The organism is Mycobacterium sp. GA-1199 (genome assembly GCF_001500045.1).
Lineage (GTDB): Bacteria > Actinomycetota > Actinomycetes > Mycobacteriales > Mycobacteriaceae > Mycobacterium.
The window spans coordinates 1-3,172 of the sequence record NZ_LQIX01000037.1; the positions used below are offsets into that span (position 1 = coordinate 1).

General features: G+C 66.6%; 2 protein-coding genes. Both read left to right on the top strand.

Annotated features, from left to right (window positions below):
* Window positions 1-798 (top strand): DUF1906 domain-containing protein (locus tag AU198_RS19540; protein WP_064350237.1); only part of this gene is annotated, 798 nt, incomplete at its 5' end.
* Window positions 799-888: 90 nt separating this feature from the next.
* The coding region (gene ponA2 / locus AU198_RS19545; RefSeq protein ID WP_064350238.1) for a transglycosylase/D,D-transpeptidase PonA2 at window positions 889-3,172 on the top strand (2,284 nt) is incomplete at its 3' end.

The window sequence follows — 3,172 nt, forward strand, 5'->3', positions numbered from 1 at the left end:
AGGTCACCCGGTCGTGGCGGAGGGCACCCTCCTTCTCGACGCGAACTCCTCAAGTATGCCGTCGCCGCGCCGCCGCTGTTCTTCCTCGGCGCGGCGGCCGCGACGCTCTCCGGCCCGAGTGCCTCAGCGGCGCCGCTGCGGCTGGTCGACTTTGCGCACCGCAAGGTTCCGGCCGATCAGCTCAAGGCGGCGGGCTTCGACGGCGCGCTGGTCTACGTCTCCGAGCTGCGGCCCGGCGCTGACTTCGACTTCAAACCGGTGACGCGCGAGTACGCCGACTCGCTGCGGGCCGAGGGTCTGCACGTCGTCAGCTGCTACCAGTACGGCAAGCCGGGCTGGCCCACGCCGTCCGATTACACGCGCGGGTACGACGGTGGTGTGGCGGACGCCCTGACCGCCCAGCGGTTGCACAATGCCGCGGGCGGACCTGATTCGGCCCCCATCTTCTTCAGCGTCGACGAGGACATCGACGCCGAGACGTGGGAGAACGTCGCGAGCGAGTGGTATCGCGGAATCAACTCCGTTCTGGGTGTGGATCGCACCGGCCTCTACGGCCACGCGCGGGCCTGCTCCTGGGCGATCGGCGATGGGGTCGTCGGCCGCTCGACCAGCGACGGACATTGGTGGGTGTGGCAGACCAAGGCCTGGTCGGCCGGTGAGCGTGACCCCCGGGCCGTGCTCTATCAGGCCGTGGTGATCGGCCCGTCCGAGCCCGGTGTGCCCATCGGAGACACCCACGTCGACGTCGACGAGGTCCTCGCGCCCGACTTCGGCCAGTGGGATCTGGACCGAGGGTGACCGTGCCCGTTACCAGAGCGTTTCGCCGTCGTTGCGCTGAAATCGGCGCGGGAGCGTTCGCCGCGAGACCGCATTTAATACCCTGCTGACATGCCGGAGCGCGTACCGGCCGGGGGGACGGTCATCAAGCTGATTTTGTGCTGCACGCTGGCCGGGGTGCTGGTGGCGGCGCTGATGTTCCCGTTCGCGGGCGGATTCGGCCTGTTGTCCAACCGGGCCTCCGACGTCGTCGCCAACGGCTCGGCGCAGCTGGTGGAGGAAGACGTTCCCCAGGTGACGACGATGGTCGACGCCGCCGGTAAACCGATCGCCTGGCTATACAGCCAGCGCCGATTCGAGGTGAAAAGCGAGCAGATCGCCAACACCATGAAGCTGGCCATCGTCTCGATCGAGGACAAGCGGTTCGCCGAGCATGCGGGCGTCGATTGGCAGGGCACACTCACAGGCTTGTCGGGTTATCTGTCGGGCAACCTCGACACCCGCGGCGGGTCGACGATCGAGCAGCAATACGTCAAGAACTTCCAGTTGCTGGTGACCGCACAGACGAACGCCGAGAGGCGCGCCGCGGTCGAGCTGACGCCGGCGCGCAAGCTCCGTGAGATGCGGATGGCGTTGACGCTGGACAAGACGTTCACCAAGGCCGAAATCCTCACGCGCTACCTGAACCTGGTGGGGTTCGGAAACGGGGCGTTCGGAGTGCAGGACGCCGCGCAGACCTACTTCGGGGTCAACGCCTCGCAGTTGAACTGGCAACAGGCGGCGCTGCTGGCCGGCCTGGTCCAGTCGCCCGCCTCGCTGGACCCCTACGTCAACCCCCAGGGCGCCTTACAGCGTCGGAACCTGGTGCTGGACACCATGATCGAACACCTCCCCCAGCACACCGACGAACTACGATCCGCCAAGTCCGCGCCGCTCGGTGTGCTGCCCCGCCCCAAGGAGCTGCCGAGCGGCTGCATCGCTGCCGGTGACCGCGGCTTCTTCTGCGAGTACGTGCTGGCGTATCTGGCCCATGCGGGAATCAACAAGGAACAGGTCGCCCGTGGCGGCTACCTGATCCGCACCACGCTCGATCCGACGATTCAGTCGTCGGTGAGAAGGGCGATCGAGAAGGTCGCGAGTCCCACGCTGGAGGGAATCGCCAGCGTGATGAGCGTCATCAGGCCGGGCAAGGATTCGCATCGGGTGCTCGCTATGGCCAGCAACCGGAACTACGGCTTGAACAAGGACGCGGGGCAGACGGTGCAGCCGCAGCCGTTCTCACTCGTCGGCGACGGCGCAGGTTCCATCTTCAAGGTCTTCACCACCGCAGCGGCGCTCGAGATGGGAATGGGTATCAATACCCAACTCGCCGTTCCCGGATCCTTCCAAGCACGGGGACTCGGCAGCAGCGACACACCCGGTTGCCCGAAAGAGACGTGGTGTGTGAGAAACGCCGGCAACTATCGCGGGTCGATGAACGTCACCGACGCGCTGGCCAGCTCGCCCAACACCGCCTTCGCCAAGCTCATCCAGCAGGTGGGCGTACCCCGGGCGGTCGACATGGCGGTTCGCCTCGGCCTGCGCTCCTATGCCCTTCCCGGGACGGCGCGCGCATACGACCGCGGAAGCAACGAGAGCCTGGCCGAGTACATCAAGCGACAGAACGCCGGTTCGTTCACCCTGGGGCCGTTCCAGCTCAACGCGCTCGAGTTGTCGAATGTGGCCGCGACATTGAGTTCCGGTGGCACGTGGTGCCCGGCCAACCCGATCGACAAGATCATCGACCGTCATGGCAACGAGGTGACGTTCACCGCCGAGAAGTGCGACCAAGCGGTTCCGGAAGGGTTGGCGAACACTCTCGCGAACGCGCTGAGCAAGGACGACAAGGGCGCCGGTACGGCCGCGGGAGCCGCCGGTTCAGTGGGCTGGGATCTGCCGATGTCCGGTAAGACCGGCACGACCGAGTCGCACCGGTCGTCGGGGTTTCTGGGATTCACCAACCAGCTCGCGGGCGCCGTCTACATCTTCGACGACTCCAACTCACCGTCGGAGATCTGCTCGTTCCCCCTGCGCAAGTGCTACAGCGGAGACCTCTACGGGGGCAACGAACCGGCGCGCATCTGGTTCGAGGCGATGAAGCCGATCGCGACCGATCTCGGCGAGGTGCGCCTGCCGCCGACCGATCCCCGCTACGTCGAGGGCGGTCCCGGCAGCGAGGTGCCGAACGTGACAGGCATGAACGTCGACCGGGCCCGTCAGCGGCTGAAGGATGCCGGATTCCAGGTTGCCGAGAAAACGACGCCGGTCAACAGCGGCGCCGCCTACGGCGCGGTGGTGGGGACCACGCCGAGTGGTCGGACCATCCCGGGGTCCATCGTCACGATCAACACGAGCA